The sequence below is a fragment of the Mesorhizobium sp. M0833 genome (genome assembly GCF_040319905.1).
Taxonomy (GTDB): Bacteria; Pseudomonadota; Alphaproteobacteria; order Rhizobiales; family Rhizobiaceae; genus Mesorhizobium.
In genome coordinates this window covers 48,141-70,186 of the sequence record NZ_JAMYOQ010000021.1, presented here as the reverse complement: position 1 = coordinate 70,186, position 22,046 = coordinate 48,141, and the positions used below count along the sequence as shown (strand labels likewise).

At 61.0% G+C, this 22,046-nt stretch carries 20 protein-coding genes and 1 pseudogene; 12 read left to right on the top strand and 9 right to left on the bottom strand.

All coding sequences use genetic code 11. The features are described 5' to 3' along the window. Positions 1-25: 25 nt before the first annotated feature. Positions 26-904 (bottom strand): GNAT family N-acetyltransferase, encoded by an 879-nt coding sequence (locus NKH98_RS22595; RefSeq protein WP_352507704.1) that lies wholly within the window; start codon positions 902-904, stop codon positions 26-28. A gap of 236 nt (positions 905-1,140) precedes the next feature. On the opposite strand from NKH98_RS22595, the gene argE reads away from it, so the two are divergent. The 5 genes and pseudogenes from argE (at position 1,141) to NKH98_RS22570 (ending at position 6,284) form a co-directional block, all read left to right on the top strand. Then, positions 1,141-2,265 carry an acetylornithine deacetylase gene (argE, locus tag NKH98_RS22590; RefSeq protein WP_352901799.1) on the top strand — a complete coding sequence of 375 codons (1,125 nt, stop codon included), beginning with the start codon at positions 1,141-1,143 and terminating at the stop codon, positions 2,263-2,265. A 16-nt stretch (positions 2,266-2,281) separates the two neighbouring features. Further along, the gene (locus NKH98_RS22585; protein WP_352901797.1) at positions 2,282-3,205 is read left to right on the top strand and encodes a 2-hydroxyacid dehydrogenase; all 924 of its coding nucleotides are present in this window, start codon (positions 2,282-2,284) and stop codon (positions 3,203-3,205) included. Positions 3,206-3,219: 14 nt separating this feature from the next. Continuing rightward, positions 3,220-3,576 carry a cupin domain-containing protein gene (locus NKH98_RS22580; protein ID WP_352901794.1) on the top strand — a complete coding sequence of 119 codons (357 nt, stop codon included), beginning with the start codon at positions 3,220-3,222 and terminating at the stop codon, positions 3,574-3,576. Positions 3,577-3,747: 171 nt separating this feature from the next. Next, a pseudogene (locus tag NKH98_RS22575) lies at positions 3,748-4,790 on the top strand (tartrate dehydrogenase). A gap of 18 nt (positions 4,791-4,808) precedes the next feature. Further along, positions 4,809-6,284, top strand: a complete 1,476-nt coding sequence (locus NKH98_RS22570; protein WP_352901791.1) for an NAD-dependent succinate-semialdehyde dehydrogenase — start codon at positions 4,809-4,811, stop codon at positions 6,282-6,284. 153 nt (positions 6,285-6,437) lie between these two features. Here the strand turns inward: NKH98_RS22570 and NKH98_RS22565 are convergent, their stop codons facing one another. Then, the gene (locus NKH98_RS22565) at positions 6,438-7,127 is read right to left on the bottom strand and encodes a haloacid dehalogenase type II (protein WP_352901788.1); all 690 of its coding nucleotides are present in this window, start codon (positions 7,125-7,127) and stop codon (positions 6,438-6,440) included. A 430-nt stretch (positions 7,128-7,557) separates the two neighbouring features. On the opposite strand from NKH98_RS22565, the gene NKH98_RS22560 reads away from it, so the two are divergent. Further along, positions 7,558-8,934, top strand: coding sequence for an aspartate aminotransferase family protein (locus NKH98_RS22560; protein WP_352803827.1), 1,377 nt, complete (start codon positions 7,558-7,560; stop codon positions 8,932-8,934). A gap of 193 nt (positions 8,935-9,127) precedes the next feature. On the opposite strand, the gene NKH98_RS22555 is transcribed toward NKH98_RS22560, so the two are convergent. From NKH98_RS22555 to NKH98_RS22530, 6 genes are all read right to left on the bottom strand, one after another. After that, the gene (locus NKH98_RS22555) at positions 9,128-9,454 is read right to left on the bottom strand and encodes an HVO_A0114 family putative DNA-binding protein (RefSeq protein WP_352881398.1); all 327 of its coding nucleotides are present in this window, start codon (positions 9,452-9,454) and stop codon (positions 9,128-9,130) included. Between the two features lie 4 nt (positions 9,455-9,458). Continuing rightward, entirely contained in the window at positions 9,459-9,998 is a 540-nt protein-coding gene (locus tag NKH98_RS22550; RefSeq protein ID WP_352803831.1) for a ribonuclease toxin HepT-like protein, read from the bottom strand. Continuing rightward, entirely contained in the window at positions 9,985-10,305 is a 321-nt protein-coding gene (locus NKH98_RS22545; protein WP_352901783.1) for a nucleotidyltransferase domain-containing protein, read from the bottom strand. Before NKH98_RS22545 ends, NKH98_RS22550 begins: the two co-directional genes overlap by 14 nt. Positions 10,306-10,548: 243 nt before the next feature. Continuing rightward, the gene (locus NKH98_RS22540; protein ID WP_023718597.1) at positions 10,549-11,025 is read right to left on the bottom strand and encodes an Lrp/AsnC family transcriptional regulator; all 477 of its coding nucleotides are present in this window, start codon (positions 11,023-11,025) and stop codon (positions 10,549-10,551) included. 10 nt (positions 11,026-11,035) lie between these two features. Beyond that, positions 11,036-12,109 (bottom strand): tartrate dehydrogenase, encoded by a 1,074-nt coding sequence (locus NKH98_RS22535; RefSeq protein ID WP_352901780.1) that lies wholly within the window; start codon positions 12,107-12,109, stop codon positions 11,036-11,038. An 81-nt stretch (positions 12,110-12,190) separates the two neighbouring features. Next, entirely contained in the window at positions 12,191-13,516 is a 1,326-nt protein-coding gene (locus NKH98_RS22530) for an NAD(P)/FAD-dependent oxidoreductase (protein ID WP_352901777.1), read from the bottom strand. A gap of 157 nt (positions 13,517-13,673) precedes the next feature. Here NKH98_RS22530 and NKH98_RS22525 point away from each other — a divergent pair, with 157 nt between their 5' ends. From NKH98_RS22525 to NKH98_RS22500, 6 genes are all read left to right on the top strand, one after another. Then, positions 13,674-13,862: a hypothetical protein gene (locus tag NKH98_RS22525; protein ID WP_352507723.1), complete on the top strand. Its 189-nt coding sequence runs from the start codon at positions 13,674-13,676 to the stop codon at positions 13,860-13,862. Between the two features lie 432 nt (positions 13,863-14,294). After that, positions 14,295-15,959 carry an ABC transporter ATP-binding protein gene (locus NKH98_RS22520; protein WP_352901774.1) on the top strand — a complete coding sequence of 555 codons (1,665 nt, stop codon included), beginning with the start codon at positions 14,295-14,297 and terminating at the stop codon, positions 15,957-15,959. Positions 15,960-15,982: 23 nt separating this feature from the next. Further along, positions 15,983-17,653 carry a peptide ABC transporter substrate-binding protein gene (locus NKH98_RS22515; RefSeq protein WP_352808166.1) on the top strand — a complete coding sequence of 557 codons (1,671 nt, stop codon included), beginning with the start codon at positions 15,983-15,985 and terminating at the stop codon, positions 17,651-17,653. Between the two features lie 86 nt (positions 17,654-17,739). Continuing rightward, the gene (locus NKH98_RS22510) at positions 17,740-18,690 is read left to right on the top strand and encodes an ABC transporter permease (RefSeq protein WP_352507726.1); all 951 of its coding nucleotides are present in this window, start codon (positions 17,740-17,742) and stop codon (positions 18,688-18,690) included. 32 nt (positions 18,691-18,722) lie between these two features. Continuing rightward, on the top strand, positions 18,723-19,601 hold the full coding sequence (locus NKH98_RS22505; protein WP_352808167.1) for an ABC transporter permease: 879 nt from the start codon (positions 18,723-18,725) through the stop codon (positions 19,599-19,601). Between the two features lie 90 nt (positions 19,602-19,691). Next, positions 19,692-20,942, top strand: a complete 1,251-nt coding sequence (locus NKH98_RS22500) for an NAD(P)/FAD-dependent oxidoreductase (RefSeq protein WP_502894298.1) — start codon at positions 19,692-19,694, stop codon at positions 20,940-20,942. Between the two features lie 130 nt (positions 20,943-21,072). Here the strand turns inward: NKH98_RS22500 and NKH98_RS22495 are convergent, their stop codons facing one another. Then, positions 21,073-22,011 (bottom strand): ornithine cyclodeaminase family protein, encoded by a 939-nt coding sequence (locus NKH98_RS22495; protein WP_352808169.1) that lies wholly within the window; start codon positions 22,009-22,011, stop codon positions 21,073-21,075. Positions 22,012-22,046 lie beyond the last annotated feature (35 nt).

Here is a 22,046-nt window from a genome sequence, read left to right as displayed (position 1 = left end):
ATTGAAGGCGAGAGCGTGCTTGCATTCAACTCAAGGCGTGGCCCGCCAATCCATAGACCCAAGGCCCATTGTCTTCCCGGTTCAGAAAGCGGCGCCCCTTGGACATGGTCGTAACGGTCTCGGCAATGCCGAGGCCGCACTGCTGGAGAAACGCGGCAAACACGCCATCCTTCTCGCGGGTGTCGACGCGGGCAAATCGTCCTGCCAGTCCCTTCAGATGCACGGCTGTAAGATGGACCGCGTCGAAATCGTTTCCCGCGACCATCGGGCCGATCACGTGACCACGCCCGAACTCGCGACACATGGAATAGCCGACGATCTCGCTGCCGCGGCTCAAAGTGCAGATTGAGGCATCGGCCGCGAGCAACGTGAGCAGCCTCTCGCGGTTTGTCCCAAACGCGCGCGTGTCCAGCGCCGTGATCTCCTTCAGCCTGTCGCTCGACAGCGCCTGCAATTGACCGTCCAGGGACGGCACTGTTGGGAGGACCGGTGGGACTTCCCCCTGGCGCATGTATACAGTCGCCTCGGTCGTGAAACCGAGTGAGACATAAAGAGGATAGGCAGCATGGGTAGCATTGAGGGCCAAGTTGCGATCGCCGCACTGCTCGAGGACTAGGTCCATGAGCCACCGGCCGCCTCCTTGCGCTTGCGTGCGGGGCGTTGTGATCACTACGCCGATGGTGGCGAAATCGTCCCCGTGAGGAAACCACATCGCGCTGCCGAAAACGCGTCCAATACCATCAACGGCAACGATGCCCTGGCCGGCGCGACGCAGTAGGTTCCAATCCTTCGGCCGATGAGGCCAGCGGACTGAGATCGACAGCGCGTGCAGCAGCTCAACGTCGACATCATTGATGTCCCGCGCGACCAGTTCGAAGGATTTCAGGCGTACTGATCTCTGCATCTCAGTCGATCCTTCAACAAATGCGCAAGGCACGCGGTGTGACGTTGTAATCGATCGCCATGTCGCGACATGCCTCTTTTGCCGTAGCATTATACGGGAAAGCCAGCAGGTTTCGCTGGTTCGAGGTGCTTTTTCGCAATCTTCGGCCAAAGCATGACGCAATTCGGCAGCGAACTCTGCTGCCTGCGGATACGCTGGTTGCACCCGGTGATAATGTGCGATTAGAGCGGACCGCCATGAACGTGGAAGAAATCCTCGCGACGCTGATTGGATTTCCCTCTGTTGTGGGCACGCCAAACCGCGCGATCGTCGATTGGATCCGCGACTACTGTCAGGCAGCCGGAGCCGAGGTGACGGTTCTGCCCGGTCCCGAGGGCGACCGGTCCAACCTCTTCGTGACGATCGGCCCGCGCCAGGGTCGGGGCTACATCATCTCCGGACATATGGATGTCGTGCCGGCCGGCGAGCCGGAATGGAGCTCGGATCCGTTCGTCCTGCGCCGCGAGGGCGGCAGGCTATACGGCCGCGGCACCACCGACATGAAGGGCTTCCTCGCCTGCACATTGGCCGCGCTCCCAGGACTTGCTGCGATGAACCTGCGGCAGCCAGTTCATCTCGCATTCTCCTATGACGAAGAGGCGGGGTGCCGTGGTGTGCCGCATCTCCTGGCCGCGTTGCCGAGCTTATGCGAGAGGCCGCTTGGCGCCATTGTCGGCGAGCCGAGCTGGATGCAGCCTGTGCGCGCGCACAAGGGGAAGGCCGCCGCGCGGCTCGAGGTGATGGGGCGATCCGGCCATTCCTCACGCCCCGATCTCGGACTCAATGCTGTGCACGCCATGGCCAGCGTCATCACATACGCCGTGGTCTACGGCCAGTCCCTCGCCGACGGGCCGCTCGATAAAAATTTCGAGCCCCCATATTCTTCCTTGCAGGTGGGCGTCATCGCCGGTGGACAGGCGGTCAACATCATCCCTGGCCAATGCACAGCCGATATCGAGGTGCGCGCCGTGCCCGGCGTTTCTCCAGCCTCCCTGCTTGAGCCTGTCAAGACCCGGCTTTTCGCCCTGCGAGACAGCGGCTTCGATGTGGTGTGGCACGAGTTGAGCACCTATCCCGCCCTCGCGCCCGCGAACGGGAGCGCGCTAGCGGCCGTTCTGACCGAGCTGACGGGGCAGGAGCCGCTCACAGCCGTCAGCTTCGGCACGGAGGCCGGGCTTTACCAGCAGGCCGGCATCGACGCGATCATTTGCGGTCCTGGCGACATCGGCCGTGCCCATCGTCGCAATGAGTATATCGAGATCGGTGAACTCGCCGCTTGCCGGAAGATGATCGAGGGGCTCGGCGCGCGTCTTGCGGCCTGAAGGAAGGGCGGTCGCCATGGCGTTTCTTTTCAATTCCGATGCGGCGCGTGCTGCGGTCTTCCGCGAGATATTCGCGCGCGAGCTCCCGGATCTGGAATTCTTCCATTCCGGAGACGAGATGGAGCCGGAGAAGGTGCGCTATCTCATCACCTGGACGGTGCCGGACGAGATCTCGCGCTACCGCAATCTGGAAGTGCTGTTTTCCATCGGCGCGGGCGTCGACCAGTTCAAGCAGGACGGAGTGCCAAGCCATGTGAAGCTTGTGCGCATGGTCGAGGACGGCATCATACGCATGATGCAGGAATACGTCGCGCTCGGCGTGTTGGCGCTCCACCGCGAGATGCCCGCCTATCTTGAGCAGCAGAAAAAGTGCTTGTGGAAACCGATTGCCGCTCGACAGGCGGCCGAACGCCGGGTTGGCTTTCTCGGCCTTGGCATGCTGGCCCGCGCGGCTATCGAGCGCTTGAAGCCGTTCCAGTTTCAGCTTGCCGGGTGGAGCCGCAGCGAAAAGCGGATCGAGGACGTCGCCTGCTTTCACGGCACGGACCAACTCGCGGGCTTTCTGAAGCAAACGGATATTCTCGTCTGCCTTCTCCCGCTCACGGAACAAACGCACGGCATGCTCGATGCGGAGTTCTTCGACTTACTGCCCGCCGGGGCGCAGCTGCTGCATGTCGGCAGGGGTCCGCAACTGGACCAGACCGCGCTGATCGACGCGCTCGACACCGGTCACGTATCTGCGGCGATGCTTGATGTCACCGATCCAGAACCGCTTCCGGAAGACCATCCGCTGTGGTCGCATCCGAAGGTGATGATAACGCCGCACATCGCCTCGGTGACGCAACCGCATACGGCGGCACAATCCGTCGTCGACAACATCCGGCGCCACCGCGCCGGAGAAGAACTGATCGGCCTCGTCGATCGGACACTCGGCTACTAACCAGGAAACATCACATGTCACTTCTGATCACGATCGACACAGTTCCAGACTTTGCGCCGAAGGAGGCATTACCGGCTCCGGAGCGGCTCATTTCGGGCAATCCATCCTTCAAGACCTGGGCGCAGGATGCCTCGAAAGGTGAGAAGGTTCTGACCGGCGTCTGGGAGGCGACGCCCGGCGAGACGCATTCGATCAAGGGCACTCTCTACGAGTTCTGCCACATCGTTTCGGGTCTCGTCGAAATCGAGGAGAAGGGCGGTGAGACCAAGACCTACCGCGCCGGCGACAGTTTCGTGATGAAACCCGGTTTCGTCGGCGTCTGGCGCACGATCGAGACCGTGCGCAAGATCTACGTCTGCGTTTATGACTGAGTTCAGTGCTCCAGGTCCGGCCGAATAACGCGCGGCGGTTCCAGAACAATCGGCTTTCCAGGGTCCGCCTGACGCGATTCGACGCCGTCGGAGGGCTCAGCCTCGACGGAAAATGCGGCGGGCGGTCGACTACTGTTCCAGTGACGCTAGTGCGAATGAGGACGTCCATCCATGAAGACCTACAAGATAGCGCTGATCCCCGGCGACGGCATCGGCAAGGACGTGATGGAGGCGGCATGGCAGGTGCTGCAGGCGGCGGCTAAGCAGGGCGGTTTCGTCCTTGATGACACAAGATTCCCGTGGTCGTGCGCCTACTACCTGGAGACCGGTGCAATGATGCCGTCAGACGGCATCGATACACTCCGAAAATTCGATGCGATCTATCTCGGCGCTGTGGGCTGGTCCGCGGAAGTGCCCGACTCAGTATCGCTTCACGGACTGCTCCTGCCGATCCGGAAAGGCTTCACGCAGTACGCCAACATACGACCGCACCGGCTGTTGCCGGGCGTTCAGGGGCCCCTCCGCTCCGATGGTTTCGATATCCTGTGCATCCGCGAGAATACGGAAGGCGAATATTCCGGCGCCGGTGGGCGCGTTCATTCCGGCACGGCCGATGAGGTCGCGGTTGAGACTGCGATCTTTACGCGTACGGGTGTCGAACGGATCATCCGTTTCGGTTTCGAACAGGCGCGGGCGCGTCGCAAGAAGCTCGCATCTGTCACCAAATCCAACGCGCAGAAACACTCCATGGTTTTCTGGGATGAGGTCACGCGCGAGGTGGCGAAAGACTATGCCGATGTGGAGGTCTCGCACTACCACATCGACGCCATTGCCGCCCGTATGGTCCTGGCGCCGGAAAGCCTCGACGTAATTGTCGCATCGAACCTTTTCGGCGACATCCTCACCGATATTGGAGCGGCCATTCAGGGAGGGCTGGGGTACGCCGCCTCCGCCAATATCAATCCCGATCGCAGCGTGCCTTCCATGTTCGAGCCGGTCCATGGTTCGGCGCCCAACATCGCGCATCTCGGCGTCGCCAATCCGATCGCCGCGATCTGGTCCGGTGCCATGATGCTCGAGCATCTGGGCGAGGGGCACGCTGCGGCGGAAGTGATGTCGGCAATCGAGTCCGCACCGCGCGGGGGATTGGCACGATCGCAGGCAAGGACAGGACTGAAACGATCACGCAGGCCGTGCTGGCAGGATTAAGCTGAAAGGGCAGAGGAAAGACCATGAATGCGATGACGAAGATTGGCATGTTCAACGACTCCGACCTTTTTCGCCAGCAGGCGCTGATTGGCGGTGTCTGGCGGGATGCGGAAACGAAGGGCGTGGTCGATGTCGTTGACCCGGCCAGCCAAAGTGTTCTCGGCACCGTTCCCGCAATGGGGGAGAACGAGACGAGAGCGGCAATCGATGCCGCGGCCGAGGCCTTCAAAGGCTGGAAGAAAAGGACGCATGCCGAGCGTGCAGGATTTCTGGAACGCTGGCACGACCTCATCCGCCAGCACGAACAGGATCTCGCGCTCCTGCTGACGCTGGAACAGGGCAAGCCGCTTGCCGAGGCGTTAGCAGAAATCCGCTACGGCGCATCTTTTGTGAAATGGTTTGCGGAGGAGGCGCGTCGGATCGGTGGCTCGACCATTCCGTCACCCACGGCCGATCGCCGCATTCTGGTGCTGAAAGAACCCGTCGGCGTCTGCGCCATCATCACGCCGTGGAATTTCCCCAACGCGATGATCGCACGCAAAGTAGCACCGGCGCTGGCCGCAGGTTGTACGGTAGTCATCAAGCCGTCGGAATTTACGCCATTCTCGGCGCTGGCGCTCGGCGTTCTGGCGGAACGGGCAGGTATCCCTGCAGGCGTGATCAACATTGTGACCGGCATGCCCGTCGAAATCGGCAACGAACTGATGGCCAATCAGACGGTGCGCAAGATCTCGTTCACCGGTTCGACGCGCGTCGGTGCGCTGCTCATGCGTGGCGCGTCCGATAGCATCAAGCGGCTGAGCCTGGAGCTTGGCGGCAACGCACCCTTTATCGTCTTTGACGACGCCGATCTGGATAAGGCAGTTGAAGGGGTGATCGCATCCAAGTTCCGCAATGGCGGTCAAACCTGCGTCTGCGCGAACCGGATTCTTGTGCAGGAAGGCGTTTACGACGCTTTCGCCGAAAAGCTGAGCCGGCGCGTCACGCGGATGAAGGTTGGCGCAGGGACCGATGAGGGCACTGAGATCGGCCCGATGATCAACGCGGCCGCGATCGACAAGATCGAGCGTCACATCGCCGATGCTCAGGCGAAAGGTGCCCAGATCATCGCCCAAAGCGAGACGATGCCGGAGGGTAAGCAATATGCACGGCCCGTCGTGCTGGGAGAGGCTACTACGGGGATGCTCCTGGCATCGGAAGAGACGTTCGGTCCGGTGGCGCCGCTTTTTCGCTTCGAGACGGAGGAAGAGGCCATCGCCATTGCGAACGGTACGCCGTTCGGCCTTGCCGCCTACTTCTACACCGACAACCTCAAGCGCTCATGGCGTGTTGCCGAGGCGCTGGAGTTCGGTATGGTCGGGCTCAACACAGGCATGATCTCGACCGAGGTTGCGCCTTTCGGCGGTGTCAAGCAGTCGGGAGTGGGGCGCGAAGGATCGCAGCTCGGCATCGAGGAATATCTCGAGGTCAAGGCGCTTCATGTTGGCGGGCTTAACTAGTTATCTTGCACGCAGGTGGAAACACTTGCAGCTCTAAAGCGTGGGAACCACAAGAAAGGGGCGGTGAAAACCGCCCCTTTCTTTTCGCGACCAACGACTATTAGCGTTTTGGGAGCGCCTCAGTCTGGTGCGACTGCGCCAGCAAAAAAATGTTCAGGCGAATTCCCGAACGGGCTCCAGTCCGACGGCGCCGGCCAGACCGCCGATATCCCTGATTTCGGTATATTCGTAGAAGGGGTTCGCAGGTTCATGGCCGCGGTTCACCCAGACCTTGCTCTTGATGCCAAGGTCATAGGCCGTCATGAGATCGTAGCGGAATGAAGACGACACATGTGTGATGTCCTCCGGGCCGCAGCCTAGCTTCTCGAACATATGTTCGAAGCCCTTCATCTGCGGCTTGTAGGCGCCGGTCTCCTCGGCCGTGATGACCATGTGAAAGGGTGCGCCGAGTTTCTCCACATTCGACATGATCAGGCTCTTCATGGAGTTCGACAGGATCACCAGCGGAATCTCCTTGGCGACCCTGGCCAGGCCCGCCGGGACATCCGGGTGCGGACCCCATGTCGGCACTTCCGCATAGATGCGCTGGGCATCTTCGGGCCGGAATGCGACGCCGTTGCGCTTGCAGGTCCGTTCCACGGAATTGTGCACGACCTCGCTGTACGGCTTCCAGGCGCCAAGAACCTCGTCGAGGCGATAGGCCGAGAAATCCTTGATGAACTGCGCCATCCCAGCCGGGGAGAGCTGCGCGTCGTATACGCGTCTCGCCGCACCGGCCATGTCGAAGTTGGTCAGCGTACCATAGCAGTCGAAGGTGATGTATTTCGGTCTGAACTGGGTCATGGGCGTCGATCCTTCCAATCCTGTCGGCACCGCGTGCCTTTAACAGCAAGGATCATAATGAGGACCGGAGAAGACTAGTCGCCGCATTCGATGCGCCCTGAAGCAGATTGTTTTGTATTGCGTGAGAGCTTTGGCAGAGAGTTGCGCCTGAGTTCGTTTCGAGCTTCGGCGGGAGCGCGATCCTTCAGCCGTGCGTCGGCATAAGATGCGGCGCCGGCAACAAAGGAAAGTCAAAACGCCCATCGCTCAGGTTCTGGTCGGGAGGAACTGCTGCCCGCGGCGGGCTATCTTCGGCCTAGGCGAATTCAGGCCCGAAATGATCCGTGACCGCGCAGCAGATCACGCTGGAAAACGAGCTGAAGGACGAAACTGCACCACACCGGACTTACGCTCTCGTAAGTCAGGCCCTACGCTGAATCGGAGGAAGCAAATGCTGGCAAACTCACTGATCGAACTCGATCGCGCACATCTGGTTCACCCGTTTTCATGCTATCGGAGCCACGAGAAGACGGGCGTGCGGGTGCTCAAATCCGCCAAAGGCGCAACCGTGACCGATGCAAGCGGGAAAACCCTGCTGGACGGATTCGCCGGTCTATGGTGTGTAAATATCGGATATGGCCAGGAAAGCGTCATTGAAGCAGCGGCAAAGCAGCTAAGAGAGCTTCCCTATGCGACGGGATATTTCGGGCTCGGATCCGAGCCTGCCATTCGCCTTGCTGCCAGGCTTGCCGAGTTGGCGCCCGGCGATTTGAACCATGTCTATTTCACGCTTGGCGGCTCCGACGCAGTCGACAGTACAGTCCGCTTCATTCGCTATTACTACCATGCCAAGGGTACGCCGCAAAAGGACCAGTTCATCTCGGTGGAGCACGGCTACCATGGATCCTCGACGGCAGGGTCAGGTCTGACCGCGATCCCGGCTTTTCACGCAGGTTTCGGCGTGCCTTACGACTGGCAGCACAAGATTCCCTCGCACTACGCCTATCGCAATCCAGTCGGTTCCGATCCGCAGGCGATCATCGGCGCATCGGTCGCGGCCCTGCGGGCCAAAATTGCAGAACTCGGCGCGGGCCGCGTTGCGGCCTTCTACGCCGAACCAATCCAGGGTTCGGGCGGTGTCCTCGTTCCTCCGACAGGTTGGCTGAAGGCTCTGCATGCCGTGTGCAAGGAACACGACATTCTGTTCATTGCCGACGAAGTTATCACTGCCTTTGGCCGCACAGGCCCTCTCTTCGCCTGTGAGGAAGACGAGGTCGTGCCGGATTTCATGACCACGGCGAAGGGACTGACCTCGGGCTACGTGCCGATGGGCGCCGTCTTCATATCGGACCATGTGTACAATACGATCGCGGACGGAGCCGGCAAAGCGGCTGTCGGCCATGGCTATACCTATTCGGCCCATCCCGTGAGCGCGGCGGTCGGGCTCGAATGTCTGCGTCTCTATGAAAATGGCCTGCTCGAGAATGGGCGGAAGGTGGGGAAGCGGTTGATGGAAGGCCTTCGCTCGCTCGCCGACCACCCGCTGGTTGGCGACATTCGCGGTCGCGGCATGCTGGCAGCAGTCGAGTTGGTCACCGACAAGGCACGCAAGACACCGCTGCCGGCGGCGGCCGATCCGGGGCGCCGCATCTTCGAGCGCGCGTGGGCAAACGGCCTTGTCATCCGTGCCTTCAACAGCGGCATCCTCGGCTTTGCGCCGCCGCTCTGCTGCACCGAGGACGATATTGATGGAATCCTCGAACGCACGCGGATGACGCTGGACCAAACCCTCGAAGATAAGGATGTGCGGGCAGCGATGAAGGCATGATCAGCGGGCGCATTGCATTGACCAGGGCTAAACTCACGCCGCCCGGGTCTTTCGCATGTGTCCCGGCCTAAGTATCAGCCCAGACGCTTCTTTCTCCGCTGTACGAACGCTTGGCTCGGCGTCACCGAGGCTTCACGTCCGCCACTTGCCAAACCTGGTCAGCGGCGCACCCACTGATCGACCTTTGCCCCTGTCACCCATCGCGCAGCAAAGATGATGGTCGGGCGATTTGTCTCCACGAATCGTCGACCTCGCATCGGCCATTCTGAAGCTCAGCGAGGTCGATCGTGACTCGTTGCACGGCGAGTTCGGGTCTCTTCGGCCTAGAGCCCGCCATTGAGACAATTCCCGCCCGCTCAAGGGCCGCCAAGGAGCGGGATACGTTCGGCTGCGGACGCGCCGCCAACCTGCACAGTTCCGTGATGCTTTGCGGTCGATACCGATGGATCAGCGCCACCAGCCGACAATTCTCAGGGGTCAACGCCCGCAGAATCTCTTCCGGCGCACACGACTGAGCCATTGGTTCAGGGACCACCAGATGCCCGGCCCCCTGAGCCGTCGCCGCCGCCATCACTGTCGTGGGTGTTTTCCTCAGTAAGAGTGCTTTCCAAGTAAACAATGGCCTCGACGAAAGACGGAAATGCCTCTTTTACCCTGTCGAGGCTTTCCTGCACCTTGTCGGTTTTGAGGTCAAAACCGTACCGATGCCTCACCAGGTGACGGAATCCCTTTAACTCACTCAAGGACTGATAAAGCTCGGGGTCGAGCACAGCCGGCCGGATGCCTGCAATTTCCGCCGACATCTGATCGAGCACGTCCTGGTGCATCGTCGGCCCTTGGGGAACGAGGCCGTCTATGTCGTTGGAGAGGCTGAGCAGGATGTCCTCGATGCCGTTGTAGACATTGTGGACTCCCAGCGAAACTGCTGCGACCGCGCCCCATTCGCCGAGTGACAGCTCACTCCGATGAGCCGCGAGATATTCCTCGATTTGCTGCAGTTCCTTCGCAGCGCGGTCGATTTTTGGCGACAGTTTTGCGAATGCCGGATGCTTAAACGCTGTCATTAAGCAATTCCTGCACTCGTTCGGACGAAACGTCTGAGGCAAAGATCAGGTCGTAAGGAATGTTCGTTCCCCGAAGCTGGTCTGCGACCAAGCGCTCTACCATGGCCCGGCGCGCCGGATCAGTGCGTCCGTGCACCAGCAGATCTACGTCCGAGTGGACGCGGAAACGGTTTTTCGCGAGGGATCCGACAACAGAGATATCGACGCCGCGGGCTTTGGCGTTCCCGAGAATACGCGATACACAGGCTTGCGCAGTCTTCCGGCGATCGTCAGCTCTTCGGTGGATCAAAGTGTCAATCTTGTTCATCTTTTCGCCTGTTGCCTTTGCTCCAACTGTGACCCGAGGCGAGATTGTCGCAACTCCGCAAGCTCTGCGTGTTAAATGCCTATATATCATTTCATGATATATATTCAAGCCATTTGACGACAGGCCAGTGGCAATGACAGCCTCCCCCGAAACGTGACATCGTCATTCGACAAGTGCCGCGCGCAACAAGATGGAGCTTGGCACGAGCGCCCGCTGCTTGAGGACCGAGCCGGAGCTGCATTCTCATTTGTCGAAAATGATGTCGAGAGGCAAATGGGATTTCACGATCGGTGACTTCAGCACGACGAAGCTGAAATATTTGTCGATTCCGATATCCAATTCGATCATGCGCTCCATGATCGTCTGGTACTCGCTGATGCCTGCTGTGACAAACTTCACAAGATAGTCGTATCCGCCTGAAACCAGATGGCATTCGATGACCGAATCGACTTTCTGAATTGCGGTGAGAAATCTCGCGAAGTCGTTCTGTTGATGGTGCTTGAGCGTGACTTCGGTGAAGATCGTTAGAGTCTGTCCGAGCTTGGACACATCGATCTGGGCGGAATAACCGGTGATGAAGCCTTCCGCCTGAAGCTTCTTCACCCGCATCAGGCAAGGGCTCGGCGAAAGATTGACAAGGTCGGCAAGCTCGACATTCGTGACTCGCCCGTTCTTTTGCAGTTGGGATAAGATCTTGATGTCGATCTTGTCGAGCTTCATTGGAGACCTGTCACACGTTCGAACCGCGGATCGCTCGGCAGACGGCGTCCGTCACTTCCTGCGTGGTCGCTGTCCCTCCCACGTCCGGCGTCAGCACGCCTTCACTCGTCACCGTTTCCACAGCGCTCATCAACCGCACGGCCGCTGCGCTCTCGCCCAGATGTTCGAGCATCTGGGCAGCGGTCCAGAAGGTGGCGACCGGGTTGGCAATACCCTTGCCGGCGATGTCGAATGCCGAGCCGTGAATTGGCTCGAACATCGAGGGATAGCGACGCTCGGGATCAATGTTGGCGGTCGGTGCAACGCCGAGACTGCCCGCGAGCGCGCCTGCCAGGTCCGACAATATGTCGGCGTGAAGATTGGTGGCGACGATCGTATCGAGGCTCCGAGGTTTCAACGTCATACGCACTGTCATAGCATCGACTAGCATCTTGTCCCACGCGACGTCAGGGAACTCTTGCGCCACCTCGGCTGCGATTTCGTCCCACATTACCATGCCGTGACGCTGAGCGTTGGATTTCGTAACCACGGTCAGGAGCTTTCGCGGCCGTGACTGCGCCAGCCGGAATGCATAGCGCATGATGCGGGTGACGCCGACGCGCGTGAAGATCGCGACCTCAGTTCCGACCTCCTCGGGGAGGCCGCGATGGGCGCGGCCGCCGTGGCCCGAATACTCGCCCTCGGAATTCTCCCGCACGATCACCCAATCCAGATCGCCAGGGCCAACACCCGCCAGCGGAGAAACGATCCCGGGCAATATTCTTGTCGGCCGCACGTTCGCGTATTGATCAAAGCCTTGGCAAATCGGCAGCCGGAGGCCCCAGAGCGTGATATCGTCGGGCAGGTCGGGAGCGCCTACCGCGCCAAAGAAGATGGCGTCGAAGCGCTTCAGTTGCGCCACGCCATCTTCGGGCATCATCCGACCATGGGCCTTGTAGTAGTCCGAGCCCCAGTCGAAGTGCTGGACGCGCAGCTTGAAGTCGCCGCAGCGCTGCTGCAGCGCCTTAAGCGCCTGGAGACCTGCGGCAATGACCTCTGGCCCGATCCCGTCGGCAGGAATGGCGGCAATCTCATATTCGCGCATCGTCAGTTCCCTGTTTTTGTGCTGGCCGCATCGTGCCTCAATCTCGTGTGCGACCGATTGTACCTTGGCAAGACGGTCTTCTCAGAATTCAGCGACCTTGCCCCACGCAGCGGTCTTCAGACGCTCGGGCCTATAAGGACGCGGATCGACAATAGGCTCGCTGCCTGTGATGATGTCGGCGATCATATGCCCCGCGCCGGGGCCAATCCCGAAGCCGTGACCGCTGAATCCCGCCGCCAGGATGAAGCCCGGAATCCCCTCCACTTCGCCGACTGCGGGAATGCCGTCGGGTGTACTGTCGATATAACCCGCCCACACATCGGAGATCGCGACCCGTTGGAGTTCGGGGATCAATTCGCAGGCTCTCCGATATGTCAGCCGAATCTGCCCCATGTCGGGCTTCGGGTCGAGAATCCGGTTCCGTTCCATTGGCGTGATGTCGTCGAGGGTCCATTTGCGCAGGCTTTCGTGGCCCTGACGCCAGCCCTCGAAGGCGCCCGGGGCGAGATTGCGCCAGCGGCGGGCGAACATAGGTACAAACTCGCGGCTGAACCTGAACTGTTGCGGCGTTGGGTCGACACGCGCCCGCCCGCTGATCGCCAGCGTGTATCCACCGTTGCTGCGCCGCGTCAGAGAGATGCGAGCGGTATGCAGGGCATCTGGCAGACCGTTTGCGCCTGGCGCCACGGCCAGAATGGACTGACGCACGGCAGCTTGCGGAAAACGCATACCAAGCTGGTTGCAGAAGGAGGAAGCCCACGCGCCCCCGGCCATGACCACGGTCTTTGTCCGGATGCTACCCGCTTCGGTCACCACAGCGCTCACCCGGCCGGCGCTCAACTCCAGCCCGCGCGCCGCGCAATGCTGATGTACGGTGCCTCCCGCCGCCATGATGCCGCGCGCCGCAACCGGCACTGCCTTGGAAGGGTCCGCCGTTCCGTCGGTTGGTGAGAACACGCCACCTTTCCATTTGCGGCCCGTCGCTTTGCCCCGTTCGGTGGCTTCTTCCGCGCTCAGCATGTGCGTGGTGACGCCGACCGTTCTCGCAAAATCGCGCCACTTCGCCCAGCCTGCCAGCTCATTTTCGTCTTGTGAGAGATAGAGGAGCCCGCAGCGGCGAAAGCCGGTGTCTTGGCTGGTCTCCTGTGCTACCTTCTCCCAGAGGTCGAGGCTCTTGGTCGCCATCGGCAGCTCACGCGCATCGCGGTTCTGCTGGCGGCACCAACCCCAGTTGCGGCTGGACTGCTCGGCCGCGATACGCCCCTTCTCGACCAGGGCGACCTTGAGGCCGCGGCGCGCCAGATAGTAAGCGCTGAACACGCCCACCACCCCGCCGCCGATGACGACGACGTCCGCCTCGCGAGGGAGGGAAGGGCTGCAGTCGATGTGCATGAGCGGCGCGGGCATGGATGGGACTCCGGTAATTTGAAGCATCCTAACCTGCCGCCCGCAGAGGCAGACTGCGGAGTTTGTGCCTGGACGGAATTTCCTGCGTTTAGCAGCCCCCGGGACAGGCAATTATTGCGCGAAAAGCTCGCTGCGCGGGCAAGCTGGAGTACATTTCATGCAGTCGCGTCATCTGCGGCATGGGCGGCATACGGCGCAGTCGTCGACCTTGATCGGCAGCGCCTTGGCCGACATTGCGATGGGCCGCACGGTCACTAATCCGTTTGGGCGCCATGGCCCGCAAATGGTGTCGATGTACACCGGAAATCTTTGGTCCTATCCCTCATGGCCACGTATTGCCGAATGAAGGATATGGTTGCGTGATCCCGGTTTCCGCGCCGAAACGGGAACAGAGTGAAATGCCGAACTGGATGTTCTTTTCAGAAGTTCCTGCCGCGCGAGGGCCAAGTTTCGAAGACTCTGCGGAAACAGAACAGTCAGACTGGCTGCAAGAACGGAGCAACCCTTCCTTTTGGCAGGCAGGCTCCAGAGGACATTCGACAGGCAAGGCTTGCCCCTTCGGAGAGTTCTCCAAGAAAAAGGGAACAGAGTCCGGTACACGGATCGGATTTCATAAGGGAGCCGCCAGGATGAGCAGAACCCGTCTCTCGCAGCCTCAGCGCGCGAAGCGCCGAGAAGGCCGGACTACGGCCGCTAGGGTGAGGCGCTTCTGCTCAAAGGGCGATGAAGCGGTCCGCAACAGGGTGGACGCGCTCGGTTGAAAGGGGAGGTGATCTCGATGATCGCAAGCATCCAGGCTGTAGCCCCCCACGATGTGGCGCTTTCGGTGCGCGACCTCACAGTGAATTTGCCGCAAGGCATGGAACGGACCCATGCTGTCAAGGATATTTCCTTCGATCTGAAACGCGGCCAGATCCTTTGCATCATAGGCGAGTCCGGATCGGGTAAGTCGGTGACGGCGAACGCGATCATGGGGCTTCTGCCGAAGGTGATCCGGCTCTCATCGGGTGTCATCCAGCTGGAAGGGATGAACATCGTCGGCCTGTCGCCAGACAAGCTGCGCAACCTGCGTGGACGGGTCGTGTCGATGATCTTTCAGGACCCGCTCTCGGCGCTCAATCCCCTGATGACAGTGGGCGCGCAGATTGACGAGGTCATGGCAGCGCACGGCTTCGGCACGCCACAAACCTGTCGCAACCGCGCAATCGAACTGCTCACTGAAGTAGGCCTGCCAGATCCCGAACTCATGTATTACCAGTACCCGTTCCGGCTTTCGGGAGGGCAGCGGCAGCGCGTCATGATCGCCATGGCGTTGGCGCTCGAGCCAACGGTGCTGATTGCGGATGAGCCGACCACCGCGCTCGACGTCACCACCCAGGCTCAGATCCTGCAACTGATCCGTGACATTCAGCGGCGCAAGGGCATGAGCGTGATGTTCATCACCCACGATTTCGGGGTCGTGGCCGAGATCGCCGACAGCGTCGTGGTGATGGAAAAGGGCCATGTCGTCGAACAAGGCAGCGCCGAGCAGGTGTTGAAGTCGCCCAAGCACCCTTATACCCAGCGCCTGATTGCAGCCGTACCGCATTTGACCGGCGAAGATCGCCCCCGTCCGGACGCTGCCAGCAAAGAGCCGATCCTGAAGGTTGAGGGTCTGGTGAAGACCTATCGCGGTGGCAGCGCGCTGTTCGGCGCGCAACGGACTGTGACAGCGGTCAACGAGGTTTCGTTCGAACTGGCGCCCGGCCGCACGCTTGGGGTCGTAGGCGAGAGCGGTTCGGGGAAATCGTCGCTGGGCCGGCTGCTGATCAAGCTGCTGGACAGTGACGGCGGCGGGATCTTGTTTGAGGGCTGTGACATAGCCAAGCTTTCCGAAGCGAAGTTCCGCCCGCTTCGACCGCGGATCCAGATGATCTTCCAGGATCCCTTCGCTTCTCTGAACCCACGCTCGACGGTCGGTCACATCATGACGGTAGGCCCGCTGGCGCACGGGATGCCTTATGTCCAAGCGCGCGATGAAGCGCGTGCGCTTCTGGCCCATGTCGGTCTCGATGCCGGCGCTTTTGGCCGCTACCCGCACGAGTTCTCGGGTGGGCAACGCCAGCGCATCGGCATCGCTCGTGCGCTGATGTTCAAGCCGAAGCTGTTGATTGCCGACGAGGCGGTCTCCGCACTCGACGTGTCGATCCAGGCGCAGATCCTGCAGCTTCTGGACCAGATCCAGCGCGAGACGGGCGTGTCGATGGTCTTCATCACGCACGACCTGCGCGTCGCCAGCCAGATCTGCGACGAAATCGCAGTGATGCAGAAGGGCCGGATCGTCGAGCGCGGACCGCCCTCGCAAATATTCCTGAACCCGCAAGCAGCCTACACGCGCCAACTGGTAGCGGCGATTCCAGGAGAGCGGCCGGGCAATGCCCGTCCAGTAGCAGCAAACGCATAAGAAATAACAAGAGAGGAACTACCATGACCAAAAATTCATCGACTACGTCCAACTACTCGAGGCGCGAAGCGCTGCGCCTGATGGCGATAGGTGGGGCTGCAGGCCTGATCGCGCCCAATCTGTTGGGCAAGCCCGCCTTCGCCAAGACCCCTCCTGCAGGGCCGGCCGGGCGCGTCGTCGTCGGCCTCTCCCAAGAGCCGACCGTGTTCAATCCGCTGATGGCGCATATCGAAGTCGATGACGCGATCCATTTCTCGGTTTTCGACGCGCTGGTCCGCATGGATCCCCAAGGCGACCTACATCCAAACCTCGCGGCCGAGGTGCCAAGCCAAAAGAACGGCGGCATTTCGGAGGACGGTCTCAACTGGCGCATCCGGTTGCGTGACAATGCACGCTGGCACGACGGTGAGCCCTTCACGGCCGAAGACGTGAAATTCACCCTTGAGCTCATCACGAACCCGAAGTTTCGGGCTTGGCGCACGAGCGGCCATTCGCTCGTGCAGGACATCACAGTGGTTTCGCCCACCGAGATCACATGGCGGATGAAGGAGGCCTTCGCGCCCTATCTTTCGTTCTTGGCCGAAACCTTCATCGTGCCCAAGCACATTCTGGGGAAAGAAGCCGATCCGAACACAGCCGCGTTCAACCAGGCGCCGGTCGGCACCGGAGCATTCAAATGGGGCCAGCGTGTTGCGGGCGATCATATCGAGCTCGTCGCCAATCCTGAGTACGCCGGCGAAGGTCCCTATGTCGAGCAGCTCATCTTCAAATACATCCCCGACATGACCGTGCTCTACACTCAGTTCAAGAGCGGCGACGTGGACCTGGTCGATCAGTCGTTCATCACCGCCGACCATTATACCGAAGCCCGCGAACTGCCGGACCGCGTGGTGACACTGGAGACAGGGGCATCCCTGGAGTCGATCTACCTCAATTTGGGCCGCCCGCAGTTCAAGGACCTGGCAGTGCGCCAGGCGCTCTACGCCGCGTTGGACAGGAAGGCGATTGTCGACACGATCTATTACGGCGTGGGTACCCTCACCGAGACCTTCATGCCGAAGGAGTCCTACTACTATGACCCGAAACTGCCGGTTCAGGAGTTCAATCTGGACCGGGCGCGCCAAATCCTCGATGAGGCCGGCTGGGTGCCGGGGCCGGATGGAATCCGCGCCAAGGATGGGGTGCGACTGTCCTTCTCCAACTCGACAACTTCCGGCAACAACCTGCGCGAGCAGACGCAGCAGTTCCTGCAGCAGACGTTTGCCGAGATCGGCGTCGAGATGACGATCTCGAATTTGCCGGCTGCAGTCATGTGGGGCGAGTTCTGGCTGAAATCGCAATTCGACACCGCCATGGTGGGCGTCACCTATCTGATTGCCGCGGACCCCGACGCCACAAACCGGCTCCATACGAAGGCAATCGCCGCTCAAGGCGGACACGGTTCGAACACCGGGCAATATTCCAATCCTGAGGTCGATGCCCTGCTCGAAAAGGGTGCTCGCAGCTTCGATCCGGAAGAACGGCGCGCGATCTATAATCGTGTGCAGGAAGTCGTGCGCCACGATCTGCCCTTCCTGCCGCTGTTCGCGTACACAATCGTCCTCGGGCGCAAGAAAGGGCTGGACGGCTTCGAGCCCAACGCCAACACCCGCACCGCGTCGTGGAATGCCGCGGCCTGGCAGTGGAAGGCCTAGATCCACGCAGTTGCCGCCGCCCAGCCCGATTCCGCCGCGGCGGCGGCAACAGACCAAAATCATCAACCCACAATGGAGGGACTCGAATGCGCGGCTTCCTGCTCAATCGCCTCTTGCAGAGCCTGGTGCTGCTTGTGATCGTTTCGATCATCGGCTTCGGCATTTTGAACCTCCTTCCCGGCGGCCCGCTGGCGCAATTCGGGCTTGATCCCGGAATGACCCAGCAGGATATCGAGCGTCTCAAGGGGCTGCTGGGCCTCGATCGCCCTATATGGATCCAATATCTGGACTGGGCATGGCGGCTGGTGCGGGGCGACTGGGGTCACTCCTTCCGCGACGGAGCGCCGGTCTTGGAGGTCATCGGCAGCCATCTCTTTGCCACGCTGCTGCTGATGGGTTCCTCAACCGTGATTGCAATCTCCATTGGCGCCTGGATCGGAATCCGCGGCGCCACGCGCCGCTACTCACTGTTCGACTATCTTGCAACTGTCGGCGCCATGGTCGCGTTGTCGGTCCCCACCTTCTGGTTCGGACTCGTCGGCATCTACGTCTTTTCCCTGAAGCTGGGCTGGCTGCCCGCGGGCAATATGTCCGAGATCGGCGATGCCTCGATCCTGGGCTATCTCCACCATCTGATCCTGCCAAGTATCGTGCTGTCGCTGGTCCATGTCGCGATCTGGAGCCGCTACATGCGGACGGCGACTCTCGACGCCATTAGCCAGGACTTCGTCAAGACGGCCCGGGCCAAAGGGTTGAGTGAACGCCGGATTTTGATGAAGCATGTCGTCGGCAACGCACTTTTGCCGATGATTACCTTGGCCGGGATGCAGCTTCCCAGCGTCCTTACCGGCGCGCTCGTGACCGAAACCGTCTTTACCTGGCCAGGAATGGGACGGTTGTTCCTCGATAGCCTTGGTTACAGCGACTATCCGGTTGTGATGGGGCTGCTGATGTTCTCCGCCATCCTCGTTCTGCTTGGAAACCTGATCGCCGACATTGTCGTCGCTATTGTCGATCCGCGCATTCGCCTGGCTTGAGCGCGCAACTTCCCCGACAGGAGACAGCCGATATGACCGCTTTCACCGCAAATGCAGCTCCAAGCCGATGGAGTAACAACCGCGCGGCACGTCGTTTCATGCGTCATCGCTTGGCGCTGCTCGGGTTGGCGATGATCATCTTCCTGAGCCTCGCCTGCGTCCTCGGCCCCCATCTCCTGCCTTATGACTCACTGTATATCGATCTGCGGGCCCGCTTTGCCCCTCCGCTGACGGGCTACCACTTTCTAGGTACCGATCCGCTTGGCCGCGACCTGGCGGCAAGGCTTTTGATGGCGGGACGAATCTCGCTGCTGGTGGGTTTCTTTGCCATGGTTTTATCGACGCTCATCGGCACGCTGGTCGGCGTAATTGCCGGCTATCGCGGCGGCTGGGTCGGGGCCACCCTGATGCGCACGGTCGATGGTTTCCTGTCATTCCCATCGATCTTTCTGCTGCTGGCGCTGGCTGCCGCACTGAAGCCCAGTCCTGTGATGATCACCGTCATTATCGCCCTCACCAGCTGGATGGAGGTTGCCCGCATAGTCGAAGCGGAAGTCCGCTCGTTACGCGAACGCGAGTTCGTCCTGGCCGGGCGAATGCTGGGATTGAGTGGCACCCACATCATGTTCCGCGAGATACTGCCCAACGCCATGGGGCCGATTATCGTTGCTTCCACCTTGACGGTCGCGCGCGCCATTCTCATGGAAGCCTACATCAGTTTCCTCGGCTACGGGATCCAGCCGCCACTGCCCAGCTGGGGCAACATGCTCAATGGCGCTCAGCAATATCTGGGCAGCGCACCCTGGCTGGCAATCATTCCCGGAGCTGCAATCACGATCGCGGTAACCAGTTTCAACTTCATCGGTGACGGGCTGCGTGATGCGCTCGACGTCCGAGACGACCACATCTGAAGTTTCACCGACCGTAGAGAAGTCAGCCCCGTGCAAGAGCCTCATATCGCCGACAAGAACACACCCTACTGGTGGGAAGCAGCGCCCGTCATGCCGCTGCCGCGGCAGCCCCTCGCAAAGAAGCTTGACGTGGCAATCGTCGGCGCCGGTTATGCCGGTCTTTCGGCCGGGCTTGTGCTGGCGCGCGAAGGACGCTCGGTCGCAGCTTTTGATGCAATGAATCCGGGCGAGGGTGCTTCCACCCGCAACGGCGGGATTACGAGCGCGAGCATCCGGCCGGACTATGCCACGATCACCCGGCGCTTCGGGGAAGAGAAGGCCATGGCGATCGAGGCCGAGGGTAAGGTCGCACGCGAATTCCTCTACGACTTCATCAAGACCGAAGGGCTCGACTGCGACTTCCGACTGGTTGGCCAATTCAAGGGCGCCTTCGGATATGAACAGTATGAGAAGATGGCGCGCGGCGCCGAGACGCTGGCAAAGAAACTGGGGATCGAGTCCTACGCGGTTCCGCATGCCGAGCAGCGAAATTATATCGGCACCGACTTCTACCGCGGCGGAACCGTTCGGATGGACATTGGCGGGCTGCACCCCGCAAAATTCCATGCTGAGCTCCTGCGGGTGGCGCTCGCATCCTGGTTGACGGTCCATTCGCATACAGTGGTAAAGTCGATCGAGAGTAACGGTTCGGGGTTCCGTGTCGCGACTTCGGCGGGGACGGTGGACGCACGGCAGGTTCTGGTCTGTACCAACGGCTATACCGACGGCGCTGCTCCCTTCCTGCGCCGCCGCCTGGTTCCGGTCCGCAGCCGGATCATCGTCACCGAGGAACTTGCGCCCGATGTCATGGCGCAACTGATGCCGAAGCTGATGACGGTCACCGAGAACCGGCAACTCGGTTTCTATTATCGTCCCTCGCCCGACGGAAAACGTATCCTGCTGGGGGGCCGTGACAGTTCCCGCGTCGGCGATCCGGCGGCGCCGAAACTTCTCCTTCGCAAGGGCCTGGTGAACCTTTTCCCAGAGTTGGAGAACGTGCGCCTTTCGCATTGCTGGTTCGGCAATGTGGCGATGAACCGAGACATGCTGCCCCGCATCTTCGAGAAGGACGGCGTGGTCTATGCAACTGGCTTCTGCGGTTCGGGCGTGGTCTGGGCGCCATGGATTGGCATGCGTGCGGCCCACAAGTTGATGGGGCATGGCGCGCAGTCGCGCACTGCGTTCGACTTTCGACCGCCTTCGGCCGTCCCGCTCTATCGTGGCAATCCGTGGTTCATGCCGGCGATTATCCAGGGCTATCGGTTGCAGGACCGTATCGCCTTCTGGCGCGCCAGACGCTAGTCGCCGATCCGTGGTTCATGCGGGCAACTCTTTGGCGCGCCCGCCGCTGATACGACTGCAGGATCACGCGCCGCCACCTTGTTGCCGTGTCGAAAAATCCGTCGGGACTGGGGGCCTGGTGCGAAACTGATCAGCGGTGGGACGCCTTTGCGCGGATCAGCGCGTCGGCCATGTAGAGGTCCTGCAGGGAGATGCCGGAACTGTCGAAGACAGTGATCTCATTGTCGAAGCGGCGTCCGAGCGCACGCCTTTCAATAACGTCGCCGATTGGTGTTACCACAAGCACGCCGGCGTCGATCTCGTCGCGCACGTGTTGGAACTCGCCGATCTGGACGGACTGGGAAAGCAGATCACAAAACAGACGTGCCTTGGGAAACAATTCGCTCGGCAATTCGCGTTTGCCCGGAGCATCCGACCCGATGCTGACGATATGGGTTCCGGGTCCCACCCAAGCGGCATCGAACAGCGGTTCGCGTGCGGGTGTCGCCGTCACCACGATGTCGGCCGTGCGCACGGCTTCTTCCGGCAAGGCAGCGCGCGCCTTCAGTCCCCTTTCGCCGATCCGATCGACAAAAGCGTCGCGCCGCGGCGAAGGCCGGGCCACGACCAGCACTGTTTCGATTGGGCGGATGCGTGCCAGCGCCATCACTTCGAAGCTCGCCTGGTTGCCGGCCCCGAAGATCGCCAGAACCTTGGCTTGCTTGCGCGCAAGAAGATCGGCCGCAACCGCGTCGGCGGCGGCCGTCCTGTAGGCGTTGACCTTCCCGGCCTCGACTACGGCACCCAGCCGACCTGTATGCTGATCGAGCAGCACGATGGTCGAGTTGTGGCGGGGAAGGCCACGTGCCGGGTTGCCCGACCAGAAGGAGCCAATTTTCACGCCGGTCAGCTCGCCCGACGAACCGGATTTGATTGAGAAGGTATTGGTCACCTCCTGTGTGCGCCCCAGAACAGCCGGAAAGACCCAGCTCTGCCGCGATGCTGCCGCCACGAGAGCCTCGCGCGCCGCCTCGAAAGCAAGTTCATGCGTGACGAGGGCGGCTGACTCCTCTTCGCTGATGTAGATCATCCAAAATTCCTCCTGGGCATCGCCGATCGGGCAAC

Excerpts from the sequence above, each read along its gene's own strand:
- NKH98_RS22545 (WP_352901783.1), bottom strand. The coding sequence starts at position 10,305 with ATGAACAAGATTGACACTTTGATCCACCGAAGAGCTGACGATCGCCGG.
- argE (WP_352901799.1), top strand. The coding sequence starts at position 1,141 with ATGAACGTGGAAGAAATCCTCGCGACGCTGATTGGATTTCCCTCTGTT.
- NKH98_RS22540 (WP_023718597.1), bottom strand. The coding sequence starts at position 11,025 with ATGAAGCTCGACAAGATCGACATCAAGATCTTATCCCAACTGCAAAAG.
- NKH98_RS22570 (WP_352901791.1), top strand. The coding sequence starts at position 4,809 with ATGAATGCGATGACGAAGATTGGCATGTTCAACGACTCCGACCTTTTT.
- NKH98_RS22520 (WP_352901774.1), top strand. The coding sequence starts at position 14,295 with ATGATCGCAAGCATCCAGGCTGTAGCCCCCCACGATGTGGCGCTTTCG.
- NKH98_RS22535 (WP_352901780.1), bottom strand. The coding sequence starts at position 12,109 with ATGCGCGAATATGAGATTGCCGCCATTCCTGCCGACGGGATCGGGCCA.
- NKH98_RS22580 (WP_352901794.1), top strand. The coding sequence starts at position 3,220 with ATGTCACTTCTGATCACGATCGACACAGTTCCAGACTTTGCGCCGAAG.
- NKH98_RS22515 (WP_352808166.1), top strand. The coding sequence starts at position 15,983 with ATGACCAAAAATTCATCGACTACGTCCAACTACTCGAGGCGCGAAGCG.
- NKH98_RS22500 (WP_502894298.1), top strand. The coding sequence starts at position 19,692 with ATGCCGCTGCCGCGGCAGCCCCTCGCAAAGAAGCTTGACGTGGCAATC.
- NKH98_RS22565 (WP_352901788.1), bottom strand. The coding sequence starts at position 7,127 with ATGACCCAGTTCAGACCGAAATACATCACCTTCGACTGCTATGGTACG.
- NKH98_RS22495 (WP_352808169.1), bottom strand. The coding sequence starts at position 22,011 with ATGATCTACATCAGCGAAGAGGAGTCAGCCGCCCTCGTCACGCATGAA.
- NKH98_RS22510 (WP_352507726.1), top strand. The coding sequence starts at position 17,740 with ATGCGCGGCTTCCTGCTCAATCGCCTCTTGCAGAGCCTGGTGCTGCTT.
- NKH98_RS22505 (WP_352808167.1), top strand. The coding sequence starts at position 18,723 with ATGACCGCTTTCACCGCAAATGCAGCTCCAAGCCGATGGAGTAACAAC.
- NKH98_RS22595 (WP_352507704.1), bottom strand. The coding sequence starts at position 904 with ATGCAGAGATCAGTACGCCTGAAATCCTTCGAACTGGTCGCGCGGGAC.
- NKH98_RS22585 (WP_352901797.1), top strand. The coding sequence starts at position 2,282 with ATGGCGTTTCTTTTCAATTCCGATGCGGCGCGTGCTGCGGTCTTCCGC.
- NKH98_RS22560 (WP_352803827.1), top strand. The coding sequence starts at position 7,558 with ATGCTGGCAAACTCACTGATCGAACTCGATCGCGCACATCTGGTTCAC.
- NKH98_RS22550 (WP_352803831.1), bottom strand. The coding sequence starts at position 9,998 with ATGACAGCGTTTAAGCATCCGGCATTCGCAAAACTGTCGCCAAAAATC.
- NKH98_RS22525 (WP_352507723.1), top strand. The coding sequence starts at position 13,674 with ATGCAGTCGCGTCATCTGCGGCATGGGCGGCATACGGCGCAGTCGTCG.
- NKH98_RS22530 (WP_352901777.1), bottom strand. The coding sequence starts at position 13,516 with ATGCCCGCGCCGCTCATGCACATCGACTGCAGCCCTTCCCTCCCTCGC.
- NKH98_RS22555 (WP_352881398.1), bottom strand. The coding sequence starts at position 9,454 with ATGGCTCAGTCGTGTGCGCCGGAAGAGATTCTGCGGGCGTTGACCCCT.